An 18,050-nucleotide genomic window follows, 5' to 3' on the forward strand; every position below is an offset into this window, starting at 1 on the left:
TCCTAGGATGCCGGACGTTAGTTTACCGTCCAAATATAGTAAGGCATCGATGTGATGTCAATCAATGTCTTTGGCATGGCGACCCCGGGGGACGGGACGCGGAAGGGCGGCCGGCGCTCGCCGGCCGCCCCTCACGATCGTGCTAGTCGCGCTTGTAGCCCACGACCAGCTCGCCCGCGAGCTGCTCGCAGAACAGGCCGATGTCGGTGATGACGCCGATCGCCTGCGCCGAGCCGCGGTCGGCCAGCTTCGTCACCGTCGCCGGGTTGATGTCGACGCTCACCAGCGGCACCTTCGCGGGCAGCAGGTTCCCCGTCGCGATCGAGTGGAGCATCGTCGCGACCATGATCGCGAACCCGACCCCCGGCAGGGCCGCGCGCATGGCGCGCTGGCCTTCGATGACGTCGGTGTGCACGTCGGGCAGGGGGCCGTCGTCGCGGACGGAGCCGACGAGCACGAACTCCTTGCGGTTCTTGACGAGCGCGTGCATGATGCCGCCCTTGAGGACGCCCTGCTCGACCGCGTCGGCGATGGACCCGCAGGTGCGGATCTTGTTGATGGCGCGGATGTGGTGCTCGTGGCCGTGCGGCACGCCGTGGCCCTTGTCGAGGTCGACGCCGAGGGAGGTGCCGAACAGGTTCGACTCGATGTCGTGGGCGGCGAGGGCGTTCCCGGCGAACACGACGTCCGCGTACCCCTCGTTGATGAGCGCCTCCAGGGCCTTCCCGGCTCCGGTGTGGACGATTGCGGGGCCGCCGACCCAGAGGATCTTCTCGCCGCGGGCCTTGACCTCGCGCATGTGCTGGGCGATCTGGCGGACCTGGAGGGCCTGCGGGCGCTCGGAGGAGACGCCGCCGCTCATGAACTCGAAGTTCGACGCCTCGGGGCTCTTGCGCTCGGGCTCGGGCAGGGGGAGGACTTTGACGCCCTCGCCGCCGCAGACGACGAGCTCGCCCTCCTTGACGTCGGACACCGGGAGGGTCCAGGCGCGGCCGTGGTCCTCGGTGACGATGATGCCGCAGTCCATCTCGGAGTTCTCGACGTCCATCCAGCCGCCGTTGAGGCGGATCTGGGTGTCGAAGTTGGTGGTGGAGTAGAAGTCCTCGGGGAAGACGCCGTCGCGCGGGGCCGGTTTGAGCGAGGCGATGCCGGGTTCGAGGGGGTTCGCGCCGTGGGTCTGGAGCCGCATGACGATGCGCTCCAGCAGCTCCGGCGTCTCCGCGGAGATGGTGAGCTGCGCGTACGACTCGTCGGTGTGGTGGCGCCCCACGTCGAAGCGGTCGATCGAGTAGGCCCCCGAGTACTCCAGCACGTCGTCCATGACGCGGGCGAAGACGCCCTGGTCGATGAGGTGCCCGCGCAGCTCGACGGTCATTGCGTGTTCCACGTTCAGTGCTCCTGTCGCTTCCGGCGCCCCGACCCGGCACGGCGGCGCCCGGTCGAGCCTAACCGGAGTGCGGCGAGAGACGCCGCCCGCCGGGTGCGTCGCGAGTGGCCCGGAGGGGGCGGTCAGGAGGCGGCGGGCTGCGGGGGAGCGGCGGCGGCCTTCGCGGCCTCGACCTCGTCGGGGCCGGGCCAGGCGCGGGTGATGAGGAAGTGGATCGCGAACCCGACGACGCCCCACGCGCCCACCGCGTACGGCACGGGCACGCCGAGTTCGGCGACGAGTCCGACCCCGGCGATGGCGATGCCCTGGCTGAGCTGGAGCCCCGCGTTGACGGCGGAGACGACGCGGCCGCGCCACCCCTCGGGGATGCACTGCGCGAGCGTCGCGTTCATCGGCGCCATGATCATCGTCGCCGCGCCCGCGCCGGCAGCGAGGACGAGCACGCCCGGCAGCGGCGGGTCCAGGAGCGCGGCCGTCAGGGCCAGCGGCGCGAGGAACGCGAGGGGCCGGATGAGCTTGTACCGCATGGAGGGCCGCACGAACCGCGCGAACAGGAGCACGGCGACGACCGCGCCCGCGGCGTCGATCGCCATGATGAGGCCCTGGGTCGCGGAGCCGCGGCCGAGGTGCGCGGCCCACAGGACGGCGACGCCCTCGGGGACCGCGGTCAGGGCGTACAGGCCCCAGATGCCGAGCGAGACGGTGCGCAGGACCCGGTTGTCGCGGAGCATCCGCAGGCCGTCGGCGGTCTCGGCGAGCACGTGCCGCCGCTCCTCGCGCTTGTTCACGGAGGGCCGGTACTTCACCAGGCCGAGGACGGCGACGGCGCTGACGGCGAACAGGGCCGCGTTCACCGCGAGCGCGATATACGGGTCGACCGAGGAGAGCAGGCCGCCCGCGAGGAACCCGAGGATCTGCGCGATCCCGGCGGTGCTCATGGTGAGGGCCATGGCGGTGGCGAGGCGGTCGCCGGTGAGGATCTGCGCGAGGGTCGCGGTGCGGGCGGCGTTGTACGCGGGCTGGACGGCGGCGACGGCGAAGACGACGGCCATCATCGCGGGCACGGGCATGCCGGGGATGAGCAGGAGCGCGACGAGTCCGGCGCGCGCGACGTCGCAGGCGACCATGACGTTCCGGTAGGCGTACCGGTCGACGACCGCGCCGAGGACCTGCGCGAGGCCCAGGTAGGGGGCGTAGCTGATGGCGAAGGAGGCGACCGCGAGCGCCGAGGACCCGGTGTTCGCCCAGACGAGGGCGGTGACGGCGACGCGGTTGAGCATGGACCCGGCGTTGGAGAGGCAGAACGCGAGCAGGTAGGCGGCCGCCTCGCGGTCCCGCACGACATCGGAGAACCGCGGGCGCCGGTCGGACTCTGGCGGGCCGCCGGGGGATCCGGCGGCCTTGGGGTTCTGGTCGGACACGGGGCCTTCCCTGCCATTCCACGTTGCCGTGCGCCCGCAGTGGCGCCGGTGCTCGGCTCGGCGGGCGGGGCGGGCGGACCCGCGCTCCGCAGGCGTCACCGGGGGTGCGATACCTGAAGGGGCGGTAAGCGACAATCCTCCGCGATTGCCGCAAGTGTCACTAGTCTGCCGCTGGCGCAGGAGGTTGTCAAGCATCCCAGTGTGTTCAAAGTGTAAAAAGGCGGACGGACCCGGTGGGTCCGGTCCGACCGTGCGAAACCGCGCCCCAGCCTAAGCGCGTCACTTCAGGAGGGTCGCGGCGGGCCACGGCCCCGTAACGGTGGTCGGCTCCCGGGAGCCGTGATGCCTGACGGTATCCTCCAACGGTCGTTGTAGGAAACCGCTAAGGAGCCGTGATGTCCGCCAGTGCCTCCTGGGTCAGTCGAGACGCCGCCGCCGTCTGGCACCCGTTCACCCAGCACGCCACCTGGACCGGCGACGACCCGACGGTGGTGGCCCGCGCGGAGGGGCCCTGGCTGTGGGACGTGGACGGCCGCCGCTACCTCGACGGCGTCTCCTCACTGTGGACCACGACCCTCGGGCACGGCCACCCCGACGTCAACGCCGCGATCACCGCGCAGCTCGCGCGGCTCGACCACGCGACGTTCCTCGGCGCCTCCCACATCCCGGGCATCGAGCTCTCCGAGACCCTGATCGCCCTGGCCCCCAAGGGCGACGACCCGGAGCTGACGAAGGTCTTCTACGCCGGGGACGGCTCCTCCGCCGTCGAGGCCGCCCTCAAGATCGCCTACCAGTACTCGACGCAGACCGGCCGCGCCCGCCCCAAGTTCGTGCGCCTCGACCACGCCTACCACGGCGACACCCTCGGCGCCGTCGCCGTCGGCGGCCACGACCTCTTCCACGAGGCGTACCGGCCGCTCCTGCTGGAGACCATCGGCGTGAGCTCGCCCGGGGACCGGGCCCTCGGGGCCGACCGCACCGCAGTCGCCGTCGCGGAACTCGAACTGGTCATGCGCGAGCAGGGCGACGACGTGTGCGCGATCATCGTCGAGCCGATGATGCAGGGCGCCGCCGGGATGCTCGACTACGACGCCGAGTTCCTGCGCGCCGCAAGGCGGCTCGCGTACGCCCACGGCGCCCTCTTGATCTTCGACGAGGTCGCCACCGGGATCGGCCGCACCGGCCGCATGTGGGCCGCCGAGCACGCCGGCGTCGTCCCCGACCTCCTCACCTGCGGGAAGGGCATCACCGGCGGGTACCTGCCGCTGTCGGCGGTCCTCGCCGCCGAGCACGTCTACGAGGCGTTCCTGACCCGCCCCGGCGACACGTCCCCGCGCACGTTCTTCCACGGCCACACGTACACCGCGAACCCGCTGTGCTGCGCCGCCGCGCTCGCGAACCTCCGCGTCATGGGGGAGCAGGACGTCGTCGCCCGCGCCGACCGGCTCGGCGAGCGCCTCGGGAAGCTCCTCGAACCGGTGGCCGCCAAGGACGCGGTCACCGAGGTCCGCCGCCTCGGCACGATGATCGGCGTCGAGGTCGCCCCCGACGGCGACCGCACCGGCTTCCGCGTCTGCCGCGCCGCCCGCGACCGCGGCGTGTGGCTGCGGCCCCTCGGCGACACCGTCGTCGTCATGCCGCCCCTGACGCTCGGCGACGACGAGGCCGACCTCCTCGTCGAAGCCCTCGACGGCGCGATCGACGAGGTCCTGGGATGAGCACCGCGCCCCAGGGGACACTGCCGGTGTCGGCGGTCTGGGACCGCCTGTCCCGCAAGGCCGACCTGCGCGCCAAGGCCGGGCTCACCCGCACCGCGGCCGTCAGGTCCGGGGCCGTGGACCTCGCCGGGAACGACTACCTCGGCCTCTCCCGCCACCCCGGCGTCCTCGGCGCCGCCGCCGAGGCCCTCGCCGACCACGGGCTCGGCGCGAGCGGGTCGCGGCTCGTGCGCGGCACCACCGAGGTCCACGAGTCGTTCGAGGCCGACTTCGCGCGCCACACCGGGACCGGGACCGCCGTCCTCTACTCCTCCGGGTACCTCGCGAACCTCGGCGCGGTCGCCGCGCTCGCCACCGGCCCGGTCCTGCTCGACGCCCACGCGCACGCCTCGCTCCACGACGCCGCCCGCCTCGCGGGCCGCCGCGCGGAGACGTTCGCGCACAACGACCTCGACGACCTCGAACGGCAGTTGAAGACGCTTCGTCCGGCGCTGGTCGCCGTCGAGTCCGTCTACTCCGTCCTCGGCGACGCCGCGCCCCTGCGCGACCTCCACGCCCTCACCAGCGCCCACGGGGCACTGCTCCTCGTGGACGAGGCCCATGCGATCGGCACGGTCGGCCCGCACGGCTCCGGAGGCGTCGCCGCCGCGGGACTCGCGGGCGACCCGGGCGTCATCGTCACCGCGACGCTCTCCAAAGCGCTCGGCGCCGCGGGCGGCGTCGTCGCCGGTCCCGCGGTCCTGCGCCGCCACCTCCACGACACCGGCCGCACCTTCATCTACGACACCGCGCCGCCGCCCGCCGTCATCGCAGGTGCGGCCGCCGCACTCCGCATCGCCCGCGGCTCCGACGGCGCCCGAACCGAACTCGCCCGCCGGTCCGCCCTCGCCGCCGAGCTGCTCGGCACCCCCGCGCCCGCCGCCGGAGTCTGCTCCCCGCCCGCCGGGGACGCCCGCGCCGCCACCGCCTGGGCCGCCCGCTGCGCCGCACGAGGCGTCGCCGTCGGCTGCTTCCGGCCCCCGTCCACCCCCGACCACCGCTCCCGCCTGCGCATCACCGTCAACACCGGCGTGCCCGCGGCCGACTTCGCGCACGCCCTCGACACCGTCCTGGAGGCACGACCGTGATCCCCTTCAACGGCCCGGTCCTGGTGACCGGCACCGACACCGGCGTCGGCAAGACCGTCGCCACCGCCGCGCTCGCCGCCGCCCTCATGCGGCAGGGCCGCAGCGTCGAGGTCGTCAAGCTCGCCCAGACCGGCGATGACGACGACGCCGCCGAGGTCACCCGCCTCTCCGGCGCCCCCGCCCGCGCCCTCGCCGCCTACCCGGACCCCTTGGCGCCCTTCGCGGCCGCCCGCCGCAGCGGCCTGCCGCTGCTGAAACTCGCCGACGTCGCCGACACCGTGCTCGACTCGACTGCCGAAGTCGTCCTCCTCGAAGGCGCCGGGGGCCTCCTCGTGCAGCTCGGCGAAGGCGGCTGGACCGCCCGCGACCTCGCCGTGGAACTCGGCTGCCCCGCCGTGGTCGTCGTCCGCGCGGGCCTGGGGACCCTCAACCACACCGCGCTCACCCTCGAAGCGCTCGCGCACCGCGGCGTCCCCGCTGCGATCCTCGTCGGCGCCTGGCCCCACGACCCCGGCATCGCCGAGTACGAGAACCTCACCGACCTCACCGGGGACCGCCTCGGCTGGATCCCCGATGGCGCCGCCGCCCTCGACCCCGAGGCGTTCCGCCTCGCCGCCACCGAATGGCTCGCCCTCCCCGAACGGCCCTGACCGCGCCGCCAGACCCGGCGGTTGCACTACCCCGCTACATTTGGCAGCGATCTGGCCCAATCGGGCCATATCAACGCGATGCGGGCGCCCCTACCCCCGGCGCCCGCATCGCGCGGCAGCTCTTCAGGCGGTAGTTCTTCAGGCGGACAGCGAATCCCGCGCCTCACGCCGCGCCAGGTACCGCGGCACCGCGAACTCCAGGAGCCAGTCCAGGCCCCAGTCGATCCCCGAATCCCCGATCGGACGGAACTCCGCGCGCATCCGCAGCCCGTCGTCCCCATCCCCCGTGTGCGGCACCGTGTGGTCCCACGCGTCCCGCGGGTCCGTCGTGGTCATCCACGAGTACGTGTTCACCTGGTAGTCGTAGGCGACCCAGTCGACCTTCATCAGCTTGGAGCCCAGGACCTCCCCGAACACCAGGTTCCTGACGCCGGTCTCCTCCGCGGCCTCCCGCATCGCCGTCTCACCGGGCGTCTCGCCGGGCCGCGCCCCGCCGCCCGGGACCTGCACGCCGTCCTCCGGCCGGTCCACGTGGAGCATCACGAGCACCTCCGTCCCGCTCGGTCCCTCCCGCAGGACGTAGGCGGTGCCGCGCTGGCGGAACTTCAAGAATCGCTCAGACATCCCGCCAGTCTGGCAAGCGCATGCACCGCGCCGCAACGCATTAGCGCGCGTCAGGCCCGCGTCGTTCAGTCGCGCGTCGTTCAGCCACGCAGCCGCACCACGAGCGGGCTCGGCATGCGGAAGGACAGGTTCGGGTCGCTCACCGGCGCCGCGACCACCGCGCAGCGGGGGAGCAGCCGCGCCAGCTCCGCGACCACCACCTCCGCCTCCAGGCGCGACAACTGGCTGCCCAGGCACCGGTGCGCGCCCGCCCCGAACGCCAGGTGGCGCCGCGAGCCGCGCTGGCCCGGGACCATCCGCGCCGGGCACTCGGCCACGCCCTCGTCGGCGCCCGCGGCGGCGAGCCACACCAGGACCGAGTCCCCGGCGTGCACCGCGACGTCACCGATCTGGGTGTCGTGCAGGGCGACCCGCCGCCACGACGTGATCGGGGGGAGCAGCCGCAGGCCCTCCTCCACGATCGAGGCGGGCTCGTGGTCGAGCAGCGTGGGCTCCTCGAGCAGCCGGTGCAGCAGCAGGGTCAGGAACTGTGAGGTCGTCTCCTGGCCCGCGACCAGGAGGAAGAACAGGGCCGCGGTCGCAGCGTCCTCGCCGTACGCGTCGCGCAGGTCCCCGGTGGCGCCGCCCGCGGTCCTGGCGCGGGCGCGCAGCAGCGCGTGGAACGGCCCGACGTCCTCCGCGAGCTCGCGCTGCCGCCCCGGGTCCGGGTCGCCCCAGAACAGTTCGAGCGCGGCCCGGCTGAACCGCTTGACCTCCCTGGTCGCGGCCACGTCGAGGTCCATGAGCCGGGCGAGCGCGGCGAGCGGGACCTCCGAGGACACGGCCGCGTCGAGGTCCACGTCCTCCCCGGCCCGGAGCCGGTGCGCCGCAACGGCGGCCGCGCGGCGGGCGAGGCCGGTGAGCCAGGGGCGCAGAGCGGCGACCCTGGCGGGCGCGAAGACCTCGCCGAAGCGCTCGCGGATCGGGCCGTGGGTCGCGGTGTCGTTGTTCGCGAGGGTCGCGGGGAGCCGGAACCGGTGGGACGCGAGCTCTCGGAGCGGCCCGGCCGGGACGGGGACCACCGCGTCCAGGGCGTTCGCGGACGAGAACCGCTCCCGGTCGGCGAGGACCTCGCGGGCGAGGCGGTGCGAGGCGACCACGACCTGCCCGTCGCGCCGGAACACCGGGGCTGCGGGGCGCGGATGTTTCCACAGCTCGAACAGCACGGGCGCAGCCTACCTCCCCCGAAAGTACGAGGTCCGCTCACGGTAATCTGCTTGCAGTCTTTCGGCGCATTTCACCCCGGACGGCCGCGCCCGCGGGCGCGGCGCACCGGGAACGCCGTCCGGCGCAGCACCCAATGCCCACAGAAGGAGACCGTTCCCTTGCAGGAGTACTCCTCCCAGGCCGCGTACGACCGCGGCGAGGCCGTCTGCGTGATCGGCGCCGGGGCCGCGGGCCTCATCGCCGTCAAGAACCTCCGCGAGAACGGCTTCGAAGTGGACTGCTACGAGCGGGACACGGTCCTCGGCGGCCTCTGGAACCCGCAGAACCAGCACAGCCCGCTGTACCCGAACACGCACCTCGTGACGTCCCGGTCCCAGACCGAGATCCCCGACTTCCCCATGCCCGACGACTGGCCCGACTACCCGTCCTCGGCGCAGATGCTCACCTACCTGACCGCGTACGCCAAGCACTTCGGGCTCTCCGAGCACATCTGGTACGGCTCCGAGATCTCCCACGTCGAACCCGTCGAGGGCTCCCGCTTCGAGGTCGTCGTCAAGCCCGCCGCGGGCAACGCCGCCCGGCGCCTGCGCTACGCCGCGGTCATCATCGCCACCGGCCACCACTGGTCCCCGAACCTCCCGTCCTACCCGGGCCTGGACCAGTTCCGCGGCACCGTCCTCCACTCCTCGCAGCTGAAGGACCCGTCCCGCCTGCGCGGCAAGCACGTCCTCGTCATCGGCGGCGGGAACTCCGGCACCGACATCGCCTGCGAGGCGGCCGTGAACGCGGCCTCCTGCACCCACTCCGTGCGCCGCGGCTCCTGGCACCTGCCGAAGTACCTCGGCGGCGAACCCGGCGACTACGCGCTCGCGCGCCTCGCCGCCCGTCCGAAGTTCCTGCGCCGCTTCCTCACCGACCGCCTCCTCAAGGGCCCCGCCAGCCTCGCCGCCCGCATGGGCGTCGTCGCCGAGGGGAAGCCGTTCGAGGAGGAGCCGGTGCGCAACGGCCGCTACATGGAGCACGTCGGCGACGGCTCCATCCGCCGCCGCGGCGAGGTCGCCCGCTTCGACGGCTTCGACGTGGCGTTCGCCGACGGCACCGAGATGCGCCCCGACCTGGTCGTCCTCGCCACCGGCTACCGGCCGAAGTTCACGTCCGTGGACCCGAAGCTCCTCGGCATCCAGGACGAGTCGCCGTACCCGAACCTGTACGCGCGCATGTTCTCCCCGAAGATGGAGACCCTCGCCGTCGCGGGCCTCGTCGAACCCGGCGTCGGCGTCCTCCCGATCGTCCACTGGCAGACCCACGCGATCGCCCACTGGCTCCTGGTGCGCAAGAGCGACCCCGAGCGCGCCGCGAACTTCCGCATCCAGGTCCGCACCGAGGCCGAGCAGGACACCGCCCCCGCCGGGACGTCGCCGCGCCACCGGCTCGCCGTCGACGCCGGGACCTACCTCGCCAGCCTCGGCCGCATCATCGACACCCTCGAACAGGAGCCCGCCAAATGAGCCTCGCCGCCTGGGTCCGGCGCGCCCGCACCCCCGCCCCCGCGCCGGTCGCGCGCGAGTACGCCTACCTCGAACCCGCCGACCTCTTCGACATGGAGATCAAGGACGACCCCGAGGCCAGCCCCGTCCTCTGCTGCACCGGCGACGCCGCCGGCGCCGCGGCCTTCCAGGCCCTGTGGCTCAAGCGGATCGCGGGCACCGGCCGGTACGCGGCCTCGGTGAGCGTCCGCGGCCAGGGCGGCACCCCTGCCGCCGACGGCGGCCTGGAGGCCCGCGCCCACGACCTCGTCCAGGCCGCGGTCACCGTGCCCCGCCAGACCGTCCTCATCGGACACAAGGAGGGCGCTGCCTGGGCCGCGATCGCCGCGGGCCGCTACCCGGCCTCCGCGCTCGTCCTCGTCTCCCCGCAGCAGGTCCCGAAGCAGCCCCCGACCCCCGTCGGCGGCCCGCCCGTGCTCCTCGTCGTCGCCGAGTCCGAGACCCAGTCGAAGGACGCCCAGGCCGTCGCCGACGCCTACGGCATCGCGCCCCTCACCTTCGCGGGCTCCCCCGACGACGTCTTCAAAGGCGCCGGCGCCGAAGGACTCCTCGACGCGATCCTCTCCTGGCTCGCCCGAAAGGAATAGCCCCGGCGCGCACGCCAAGGGCCCGGCAGGGCCCTGGGGAAGGCCCCCCGTTTTCCAAGCTACCGGGGGAATGCTGAAGGGAACCTGAAGCGGCCCGCCGCATCGCAGCGCACACGGCAGCCTCGACGGGGCGTCGGGAAAGGGCCCCCGGTTTCCAAGCTACCGGGGGAGAGCTGAAGGGGAGCTGAAGCGCGTCCCCCGGAAGAGTCAGACGACCGCGCCGTCGTCCGTGTCGTCGGCGTCCTTGTCCGGGCGCAGGCGGCTGATGAGCAGCCACACGCCGATGAGGAACCCCACGAAGCCGACCAGGCGGCCCGGGTTCGTCCCCAGCGGCGCCATGCCCGGATTCACCAGCAGCGCCAGGCCCGCCACGATCAGCAGCACCCCGCCCACCGCGGGCAGGCTCGGCCACGGCACCGGCGGCGGCTCCGGGGGACGGTACTCGTCCTCCTCGTCCTCCGGCAGGTCCGCGTCCCACAGCTCCAGCAGGCCCGGCTCCTCATCGGACGACGACATCCGCGACGGCGGCGTCACCGCCTCCGCCGCGACCTCCTCCTCCGGCTCAGGCGACTGCGACAGCGACGGGTCCTCAAGACCCCGCACCAGCTCCTCGAACCGCCGGTCCACGTCCTCCGGCAGCAGCTCGCCCTCCCGGCCGTCCTCCTGGCCGCCGGCCTCGGGCTCCTCGCCCCGCTCAGTCATGGACCGACCGCGCCTTCGCCAGCTGCCGCTCCATGAACTCGGCGCTCCCCGAGAAGATCGTCTCCGCGTCGTAGTCCAGCGTCGCCACATGGAAGCTCCTCGGCAGCACCGTCGCCTCCACGTCCTTCGACCGCACCCCCGCGCGCACCACCGCGCTGTTCCGCGGGTTCACCACATGGTCCTGCGCACTCGTGAACAGCCGCAACGGCACCGTCACCCGCGCCAGCTCCGGCCGCGTCACCTTCCACAGCCTCCGCAGCGACACGTACGCCGCCACCGGCGTCCGGTCGGTCGTCTGCTCCCGCACGTCCGGCTTGTTCAGGTCCGACCCGATCGACGCGACGCTCGGCATCACGTACCGCAGCACCGGCGCCAGGAATCCTTCACGCTTGCTGTCGAAGATCGCCGGGTTCACCAGCACCAGCCCCGCGAGGTCGCCCCCGCGCTGCTCCGCCAGCCGCAGGCACAGCGACCCGCCCATCGACAGGCCCCCCGCGAACACCGGCAGGCCCAGGGCCAGCGCCTCGTCCAGCGCCTGCTCCAGGCGGGCGTACCACTGCTGCCACGTCGTCTTCGCCAGCACCTGCCATGTCTCGCCGTGCCCCGGCAGGAGCGGCGCGATGACGTTGAAGCCCGCGTCCCGCAGGTGCTCGCCCCACGGCCGCATCGACGCCGGGTCCGACGTGAACCCGTGGCACAGCACCATCGTGGCCTTGGCGTCAGGACCGAGGTCGAACGCGAACTCCTCGGAATCGATCGTCACGTCGCCTCCCGGCTCGCCGAATGTGGGGCGCCGGACCCGCCCGGCCCGGAGCGGCCCGGGGCCGCGGCCGGGGAGGTCCCTTTTCGCTCTGCGTGCCCATTCTCGCACGCGCCCGCCCCGCCCTGCCACCGCTCGCGGGCCCGGAACGCCCGCCCGGGGCGGACGCCGGTCCGCGGGATTGACCGCTGCCGATACGCTTGGACCCGTGATCATGTGGTGGTTTCTGAAGGCGACGCTGGGGTCGGTGCTGTGGGTGGTCTACCGCCCGAAGGTCGACGGACTCGAACACGTCCCCGACGACGGCCCGGCGATCCTGGCCTCCAACCACCTCGCCGTGACCGACTCCTTCTTCATGCCCCTGGTCGTCACGCGCCGGGTCACCTTCATCGCCAAGGAGGAGTACTTCACCGGCACCGGCTTCAAGGGCTGGTTCGTGCGGGTCTTCATGAACGCCGTCGGCGCCATCCCCGTCGACCGCGCGGGGGGCGACGCCGCGAACGTCTCCCTCGACACCGGGAAGCGGGTCCTCACCGAGGGCCGCCTGTTCGGCATCTACCCCGAAGGGACGCGCTCGCCCGACGGGCGCCTGTACCGCGGCAAGACCGGCGTCGCCCGCCTCGCCCTCCAGACTGGCTCCCCGGTTGTACCGGTCGCCATGCTCAACACCGGCGAGCTCCAGCCGATCGGCCGCCGCATCCCGCGGATCGGCCGCGTCCGCATCAAGTTCGGGCCGCCGCTGGACTTCAACCGGTACCGGGACCTCGTGGGGGACAGGTTCATCGAACGCGCCGTCACCGACGAGGTCATGGACGCCCTCCGCGAGCTCACCGGCCAGGACTACGTCGACGAGTACGCGGCGAACGTCAAAGCGCGCGAACAGAAGAAGGAATAGCCGGCACCGCTATTCGGGCCCCCCGCTGCACCGCTACTCGGGTCCCCCACTGCACCGCTATTCGGGTCCCCCGAACCCCGCCCTCCGCCGCAGCGCCGGCAGGTCCACCACCACGATCTTGCGGCCCTCCGTCCGCAGCCAGCCGCGGTTCGCGAAGATCCCTATCGCCTGGTTCACGCTCTGGCGCGACCCGCCCGCCATCTCCGCCAGCTGCGTCTGGTTCAGCTCGATCGTCGTCATCGGCGACGAGTGCTGCTCCGCCAGCCGCACCAGCGTCTTCGCCACCCGGCCCGGCAGGTCCAGGAACACGTGGTCCGAGGACTGCTCCGTCAGGCGCCGCACGATCATGCCCATCGACCTGAGCACCGCGTCGAGCATCTTCGGGTTGCCGTGCACCAGCTCCAGGAACGACGAGCGCGCCAGCGCCAGCGCCGACGTGTCCTCCAGGGCCTCCGCGCTGGCCGACCGGGGGGAGCCGTCGAGGAGGGAGACCTCGCCGAGGACCTCGGGGGCGCGGGCGACGTGGAGCATGGCCCGCTCGCCGGTGGCCGCGGTGCGGAAGACGCTGACGGCGCCGGAGCGGATCATGATGAGCGACTCGCCCGGCTCGCCCTCGAAGAACAGGAGGTGCCCGCGCCGGTAGTGGCGCTGCACGGCCACGCCCGCGATCTGCCGCCGCGCCTGCGGGTCGAGGCCGGCGAACATGGCGACGCCTGCAAGCGGGTCTTCAGATGGGCTGACACCCATAGTTCTCCCCCTTCGGTGGGTCCCGGGTCGCGGGCTCCCTCCGATGATCGCTGTCTTTTCCGTCGTTGTACAGAGCCCGGTGTCGGAAACTTCACGCTCCGTTGGGTCGTGTGTCCAGACGGTGCACTTGTCGCTCGGCCGCGCGTACGATCGAGTCTACGTGCTTTCGCGTCTATTGTCCGGTATCGCGCTTCTCATATGCAGATTGCGAGGTCAGATTCCGGCTGCCTGATCGTATGGCGTAGCGTCGACTCCAGTCCGGCGACATACGGGCGGCGCCCGATTCTGGGCCGAACAGACCGCCCGTGATCATACGAAAGGCCGATGCGTGGCGTACCGCTACTTCTACGACACCGAGTTCATCGAGGACGGTCGCACGATCGACCTGGTCTCGATCGCGGTCGTCGACGAGCACGGCCGCGAGTACTACGCCGTGTCGACCGAGTTCGACCCGTCGCGGGCGATCGAGTGGGTGCGGCGCAACGTCCTCGACAAGCTCCCGGCCCCGTCGAGCCACCTGTGGAAGGACCGGGCGACGATCCGGGACGAGCTGTACGAGTTCCTGGTGGGGCCGGTGCGCCGCAAGACCGGCAGCCACCCGGGGGAGCGCGCGGAGCTGTGGGCGTGGATCGGCGCGTACGACCACGTGGTGCTCGCGCAGCTGTGGGGGACGATGCCGGAGCTGCCGCGCGCGCTGCCGCGGATGACGAAGGACCTGCGCCAGCGCTGGGAGGACCTGGGGCGGCCGGAGCTGCCGGTGACCCCGGACGCGGACATGCACGACGCGCTGACGGACGCGAAGCTGAACCTGGCCCGGTGGAAGGCCCTCGAAGCGGTGCGCGCGGAGCGCTCGGGCATCGTCGAGTCCCACCGCTGACCACCGTCCTGAACCCCTGGTCGCCGCTCCCGGGCCCCGATATATGGTGGGCGAAGTTTCGGCAATGAGGCCGCCCAGTTAACAGTCCTCACTTCTAGGGAGTTAGACGCATGCGCATTGGCGTGCTCACCGGCGGCGGCGACTGCCCCGGTCTCAACGCGGTCATCCGAGCCGCTGTCCGTAAGGGCACCAAGGAATACGGCCACGAGTTCGTGGGCTTCCGCTACGGCTGGAGGGGCCCGATCGAGGGCATCACCCAGGAGCTGAACTGGGACGTGGTCGAGAACATCCTCGACCAGGGCGGCACCATCCTCCACTCCTCGCGGACGAACCCCTACAAGATCGAGGGCGGCGTCGAGGCCATCAAGAAGAACATGGCGGACCTGGGCGTGGACGCGCTCATCGCCATCGGCGGCGAGGACACCCTGGGCGTGGCCACGAAGCTGACCGCCGACGGCGTGAACTGCGTCGGCGTGCCGAAGACCATCGACAACGACCTGTCGGGCACGGACTACACGTTCGGCTTCGACACGGCCGTGAACATCGCGACCGAGGCCATCGACCGGCTGTGGACGACCGCGGACTCGCACGACCGGTGCATCGTCGTGGAGATCATGGGCCGCCACGCGGGCTGGATGACGCTGCACGCGGGCATCGCGGGCGGCGCGAACGTGACGCTCATCCCCGAGGTCGCGTTCGACATCGAGAAGGTCGCGAACTTCGTCAAGGAGCGCAAGGAGGCCGGGAAGGCCACCATCGTCGCGGTCTCCGAGGGCGCGCACGCCCAGGAGGGCATGGTGCTGAAGGACGGCGAGGTCGACGCGTTCGGCCACGTCAAGCTCGGCGGCGTGGGCGACTGGGTCGCGGCGCAGATCAAGGAGCGCGCGGACATCGAGACCCGCGCGATCATCCTCGGCCACCTCCAGCGCGGCGGCACCCCGTCGGCGTTCGACCGGGTCCTCGCGACCCGCCTGGGCCTTGAGGCCGCGGACGCGGTCAGCGAGGGCGACTTCGGCAAGATGATGGCGCTCCAGGGCACCAATGTCGTGCGCATCCCGATCCACGAGGGCACCGACGTGCTCAAGACCGTCCCGGTCGAGCGCTACGCCGACGCCGAGGTCTTCTTCGGCGTGTAGCGCACGCCGGAGGCCGGTCCCGCCCGCTGGGGTGGGCCCCCCGTTTTCAACGCTACCTGCGGGTTCCTGAAGGGGAGCTGAAGGCGGACCGGCCACAAAGCACTGCGAACGCGCAACCACGGGCACGCCCGGTCGTTAGACCGGGCGTGCCCGTCGCTTTCACCGATTCGCAGATGACCGATCTCCGCATGGAAGTCGGCGAGATCCCGCATCTCGCCGACTTCACGTTTCACAAGACCCTTGAGGACGTCGACTTCGAGGGCGTCCCGGTCAGGGGGCTCGCCGCCGACTTCTACCGGCGTCCGGTCGGGGACCGGGTGCTCAGTGTCGGGGTCTACCGGTTCGGGGGGAGCGAGACCCACCGGGCCTGGGGCTGGGTCGGCGAGGCGCACTGCTCGTGGCACGCCTACCGCGACCCCGGCTCGGGCGGGTTCGACGGGCCGCTCGCGGGGTGCCCGCTGCTGCGGGTGCTCTTCGACGGCGACCGGGCCCGCGGGTTCGAGCTGGGCTCGGGGAGCCCGGCCCGGCGGTTCCTCGTCGATCCGGAGGATGGAGTTGTGGCGGGCGCGGTCACCGCGCGCCCGGTCCGGTAGGCCCCTGCCGGGCCCGGTTCAGTCCGCTTCGGCGGCCTGCGCGTCGGCCGCTTTGGCGCGCTCCAGGCGGGTGGCCCGCCGCGTGTAGACGATGGCCGCGGCCGTGATCGCCAGCCCGAAGAACAGGCCGGTGCCCGCGAACAGCGACGAGGCGCCCGGGGAGAACCCGAGGATCGCCACCGGCAGCTGGACGATGCCGATCAGCCCGACCAGCAGCCACTTGCTCCGGCCCCGCCCCCACAGCAGCGCCGTCCAGATGGGCGCGACCACGATGGCCAGGGTCGCGATGTCGAGCGCCCAGTGCAGCACCGGGTTGTGGACCCGGTCGTGCTGGAACGCCATCGCCGGGCTCGACACCGCCAGGATCATGGCGGCGACGGTCGCCACGAAGGCGAGACGACGTGTCATTCGAGACCTCCTTTGCGTGCGGAGTCTTAACGCTACGTCCGGTAGTCGCCCATGTCTGTCGGGTATCCGCCACTTGCCCGACCTGGTTCAAAGCGCGCGAAACGGCCGAGAACCAATGGGTTCCCGGCCGTTTCGCGTTGCGGTGCTTACGGGTGGGTCTTGGTCAGTTCCGCGGCCTCGACCGTGTGGCGCAGGAGGAGCGCCGTGGTCACCGGGCCGACGCCGCCGGGGACCGGGGTGAGGCGGCCCGCGACCGGGGCGACGGCCGCGTAGTCGACGTCGCCGACCAGCCCGCCGTCGTCGGTCGGGTTGGTGCCCACGTCGATCACCGTGGCGCCGGGCTTCACGAAGTCCGCGCCGATCATGCCCGCGCGGCCGACCGCCGCGACCAGGACGTCGGCCTCGCGGCACACCGCGGCCAGGTCCTTCGTGCGCGAGTGGCACACGGTCACCGTCGCCGACTCGTTGAGCAGCAGCAGCGCCGCGGGCTTGCCGACCACCGTCGAGCGGCCGACCACCACGGCCCGCGCGCCCGACAGCTCCAGGCCCTCGCGCTTGAGCAGCTCCAGCACGGCCGCGGCCGTCGCCGGGGCCCACGTGCGGCGGCCCTGCGCCAGGCGGCCCAGGCCCTCGGAGTTCGCGCCGTCGATGTCCTTGAACGGGCTGATGTACCAGCCCACCTCGGGCAGCGTCACCCCGTCGGGCAGCGGCGTCTGGCAGATGATCCCGTGCACGTCCGGATCGGCCGACAGCTCTTGGAGCTTCGCGATGATCTCGCTCTTGCCGGGCGCGTCGAGCTGCTCGATGCGGCAGTCGACGCCCTCCTTCTCGGCGGCCTTCTTGATGGACCGCACGTACCAGGCGGTGCCCTCATCGTTCGTGGGCACGACGACCGCGAGCGTCGGGGCCGTCCCCTCGGCCCGCAGCTTCGCCGCCGCGGCGGCCACGTCTGCGCGGATCGCCTTGGCGACCGCGCGCCCGTCGATGTCGCTCATGCGCGGATCCGCTTCGCCACCGCGTGCATGATCGCCTCGGCCTGCACCTTCGCCTGGAGAGCCTCGTTCAGGGCGCCAGCGAGCCGCTCGCGCTCGGCCGGGTCCTTGATCGACACCAGGTTGATGTCCACGTTCAGGGCCGCCGACTCCAGCGCCGACTTCGCCGCCGACGCCGCCACGGCCACATCGGACAGCACGTTCGGGTTGGAGCCCTCCAGGACCCGCCCCGACAGCTTGATGACCTCCGCCGAGACCCGCGCGACCGCCAGCGGCACCGCCGCGGCCTCGACCAGGCCCGACTGGATCGCCGCGGTCCGCGCGGCTTTCTCCTCGTCGGAGGATTTCGGGAGCCTGTACGCGGCGACCACGCCGGAGAACGCCTCGGCGTCGTCCTCGGCCAGCTGGAGCGCCTCGCCCCGGAGCCGCTCGGCCTCGGCCAGGACCTCCCGCATCACCGCCTCGTGCTCCGCGAACTTCGGCTTCCCGATCGTCAGGTTGCACACCATGGAGACCAGGGCGGCGCCCATGGCCGCGTTCACCCCCGCCGCGGCGCCCCCGCCGGGCGCCGGCTTGTCCGACGCGAGGTCGGACAGCCACTCATCAATCGTCGTCTTACGCACCCGACCAGCCTAGACGCGACGTCAAAGGTGGGATGTCTCCACGACGCCGA

At 72.4% G+C, this 18,050-nt stretch carries 19 protein-coding genes; 9 read left to right on the forward strand and 10 right to left on the reverse strand.

Annotated features, from left to right (window positions below):
• Positions 1 to 142: 142 nt before the first annotated feature.
• Together AB0A65_RS21100 and AB0A65_RS21105 are read right to left on the reverse strand one after the other, a co-directional pair.
• Complete coding sequence (locus tag AB0A65_RS21100; RefSeq protein ID WP_359953570.1) at positions 143 to 1,387, reverse strand: TIGR00300 family protein; 1,245 nt, start codon at positions 1,385 to 1,387, stop codon at positions 143 to 145.
• Between the two features lie 122 nt (positions 1,388 to 1,509).
• On the reverse strand, positions 1,510 to 2,808 hold the full coding sequence (locus tag AB0A65_RS21105) for an MFS transporter (RefSeq protein WP_359953572.1): 1,299 nt from the start codon (positions 2,806 to 2,808) through the stop codon (positions 1,510 to 1,512).
• Positions 2,809 to 3,203: 395 nt separating this feature from the next.
• Between AB0A65_RS21105 and bioA the strand changes: the two genes are divergently transcribed.
• Genes bioA through bioD form a run of 3 tightly spaced genes read left to right on the forward strand, consistent with a single transcriptional unit; the run spans position 3,204 to position 6,303 of the window.
• Positions 3,204 to 4,526, forward strand: coding sequence for an adenosylmethionine--8-amino-7-oxononanoate transaminase (gene bioA / locus AB0A65_RS21110; protein ID WP_359953574.1), 1,323 nt, complete (start codon positions 3,204 to 3,206; stop codon positions 4,524 to 4,526).
• Positions 4,523 to 5,653, forward strand: a complete 1,131-nt coding sequence (locus AB0A65_RS21115; protein ID WP_359953576.1) for an aminotransferase class I/II-fold pyridoxal phosphate-dependent enzyme — start codon at positions 4,523 to 4,525, stop codon at positions 5,651 to 5,653. Before bioA ends, AB0A65_RS21115 begins: the two co-directional genes overlap by 4 nt.
• Complete coding sequence (bioD, locus tag AB0A65_RS21120; protein WP_359953577.1) at positions 5,650 to 6,303, forward strand: dethiobiotin synthase; 654 nt, start codon at positions 5,650 to 5,652, stop codon at positions 6,301 to 6,303. The genes AB0A65_RS21115 and bioD overlap by 4 nt, the downstream gene beginning before the upstream one ends.
• A gap of 138 nt (positions 6,304 to 6,441) precedes the next feature.
• On the opposite strand, the gene AB0A65_RS21125 is transcribed toward bioD, so the two are convergent.
• Together AB0A65_RS21125 and AB0A65_RS21130 are read right to left on the reverse strand one after the other, a co-directional pair.
• On the reverse strand, positions 6,442 to 6,927 hold the full coding sequence (locus AB0A65_RS21125; RefSeq protein ID WP_359953579.1) for an NUDIX domain-containing protein: 486 nt from the start codon (positions 6,925 to 6,927) through the stop codon (positions 6,442 to 6,444).
• Between the two features lie 80 nt (positions 6,928 to 7,007).
• Positions 7,008 to 8,132, reverse strand: a complete 1,125-nt coding sequence (locus AB0A65_RS21130) for a cytochrome P450 (RefSeq protein WP_359953580.1) — start codon at positions 8,130 to 8,132, stop codon at positions 7,008 to 7,010.
• Positions 8,133 to 8,291: 159 nt separating this feature from the next.
• Here AB0A65_RS21130 and AB0A65_RS21135 point away from each other — a divergent pair, with 159 nt between their 5' ends.
• Together AB0A65_RS21135 and AB0A65_RS21140 are read left to right on the forward strand one after the other, a co-directional pair.
• Positions 8,292 to 9,641: an NAD(P)-binding domain-containing protein gene (locus tag AB0A65_RS21135; protein ID WP_359953581.1), complete on the forward strand. Its 1,350-nt coding sequence runs from the start codon at positions 8,292 to 8,294 to the stop codon at positions 9,639 to 9,641.
• The gene (locus AB0A65_RS21140; RefSeq protein WP_359953583.1) at positions 9,638 to 10,267 is read left to right on the forward strand and encodes a hypothetical protein; all 630 of its coding nucleotides are present in this window, start codon (positions 9,638 to 9,640) and stop codon (positions 10,265 to 10,267) included. The genes AB0A65_RS21135 and AB0A65_RS21140 overlap by 4 nt, the downstream gene beginning before the upstream one ends.
• Before the next feature lie 207 nt (positions 10,268 to 10,474).
• Here AB0A65_RS21140 and AB0A65_RS21145 read toward each other — a convergent pair whose 3' ends face one another.
• Together AB0A65_RS21145 and AB0A65_RS21150 are read right to left on the reverse strand one after the other, a co-directional pair.
• Entirely contained in the window at positions 10,475 to 10,969 is a 495-nt protein-coding gene (locus tag AB0A65_RS21145; protein WP_359953585.1) for a DUF308 domain-containing protein, read from the reverse strand.
• Positions 10,962 to 11,732, reverse strand: a complete 771-nt coding sequence (locus tag AB0A65_RS21150; RefSeq protein ID WP_359953587.1) for an alpha/beta fold hydrolase — start codon at positions 11,730 to 11,732, stop codon at positions 10,962 to 10,964. Before AB0A65_RS21150 ends, AB0A65_RS21145 begins: the two co-directional genes overlap by 8 nt.
• A 211-nt stretch (positions 11,733 to 11,943) precedes the next feature.
• Here AB0A65_RS21150 and AB0A65_RS21155 point away from each other — a divergent pair, with 211 nt between their 5' ends.
• Complete coding sequence (locus tag AB0A65_RS21155; protein WP_359953926.1) at positions 11,944 to 12,624, forward strand: lysophospholipid acyltransferase family protein; 681 nt, start codon at positions 11,944 to 11,946, stop codon at positions 12,622 to 12,624.
• A 57-nt stretch (positions 12,625 to 12,681) separates the two neighbouring features.
• On the opposite strand, the gene AB0A65_RS21160 is transcribed toward AB0A65_RS21155, so the two are convergent.
• Positions 12,682 to 13,371, reverse strand: coding sequence for a Crp/Fnr family transcriptional regulator (locus AB0A65_RS21160; RefSeq protein ID WP_198667126.1), 690 nt, complete (start codon positions 13,369 to 13,371; stop codon positions 12,682 to 12,684).
• A 328-nt stretch (positions 13,372 to 13,699) separates the two neighbouring features.
• Between AB0A65_RS21160 and AB0A65_RS21165 the strand changes: the two genes are divergently transcribed.
• From AB0A65_RS21165 to AB0A65_RS21175, 3 genes are all read left to right on the forward strand, one after another.
• Entirely contained in the window at positions 13,700 to 14,248 is a 549-nt protein-coding gene (locus AB0A65_RS21165) for a polyadenylate-specific 3'-exoribonuclease AS (RefSeq protein WP_359953590.1), read from the forward strand.
• Between the two features lie 110 nt (positions 14,249 to 14,358).
• On the forward strand, positions 14,359 to 15,384 hold the full coding sequence (locus AB0A65_RS21170) for a 6-phosphofructokinase (RefSeq protein ID WP_359953591.1): 1,026 nt from the start codon (positions 14,359 to 14,361) through the stop codon (positions 15,382 to 15,384).
• Between the two features lie 173 nt (positions 15,385 to 15,557).
• Positions 15,558 to 15,977 carry a hypothetical protein gene (locus AB0A65_RS21175; RefSeq protein WP_359953593.1) on the forward strand — a complete coding sequence of 140 codons (420 nt, stop codon included), beginning with the start codon at positions 15,558 to 15,560 and terminating at the stop codon, positions 15,975 to 15,977.
• 18 nt (positions 15,978 to 15,995) lie between these two features.
• On the opposite strand, the gene AB0A65_RS21180 is transcribed toward AB0A65_RS21175, so the two are convergent.
• The 3 genes from AB0A65_RS21180 to AB0A65_RS21190 form a co-directional block, all read right to left on the reverse strand.
• On the reverse strand, positions 15,996 to 16,385 hold the full coding sequence (locus AB0A65_RS21180; protein WP_359953595.1) for a hypothetical protein: 390 nt from the start codon (positions 16,383 to 16,385) through the stop codon (positions 15,996 to 15,998).
• A 146-nt stretch (positions 16,386 to 16,531) separates the two neighbouring features.
• Positions 16,532 to 17,380: a bifunctional 5,10-methylenetetrahydrofolate dehydrogenase/5,10-methenyltetrahydrofolate cyclohydrolase gene (locus AB0A65_RS21185; RefSeq protein ID WP_359953597.1), complete on the reverse strand. Its 849-nt coding sequence runs from the start codon at positions 17,378 to 17,380 to the stop codon at positions 16,532 to 16,534.
• Entirely contained in the window at positions 17,377 to 18,000 is a 624-nt protein-coding gene (locus AB0A65_RS21190; protein ID WP_359953599.1) for a cyclodeaminase/cyclohydrolase family protein, read from the reverse strand. Before AB0A65_RS21190 ends, AB0A65_RS21185 begins: the two co-directional genes overlap by 4 nt.
• Positions 18,001 to 18,050: the final 50 nt, after the last annotated feature.

Source organism: Glycomyces sp. NPDC047010 (assembly GCF_040644205.1).
Taxonomy (GTDB): domain Bacteria; phylum Actinomycetota; class Actinomycetes; order Mycobacteriales; family Micromonosporaceae; genus Glycomyces.